Raw genomic sequence first — 237 nt, forward strand, 5'->3', positions numbered from 1 at the left:
CCACTCCCAAGCCCGCGGGAAGAGGTCCGCTGCCGTGCCGGGCAACCTCGGTTCCGCGCAGTTCGACCCGCCTGATCTTGCCGGAGATGGTCTTGGGTAGTTCGCCGAATTCGAGCCGACGTATCCGCTTGAATGGTGCCAGGTGGGTGCGGCAATACCTCAGGATGTCTTCGGCTACCGCCGGGCCTGGCTCGTACCCGGCAGCCAGGACCACGAACGCCTTGGGCACCGACAACT

General features: G+C 65.4%; 1 protein-coding gene. It reads right to left on the bottom strand.

Going from position 1 to position 237, the window contains the following annotated elements; genetic code table 11:
* Positions 1–237: AMP-binding enzyme (locus tag SCA31_RS25480; RefSeq protein ID WP_410699712.1), on the bottom strand; the 237-nt coding region annotated here is incomplete at both ends.

The sequence above is a fragment of the Chryseobacterium sp. SIMBA_028 genome (assembly GCF_046535285.1).
Taxonomy (GTDB): Bacteria; Bacteroidota; Bacteroidia; order Flavobacteriales; family Weeksellaceae; genus Chryseobacterium.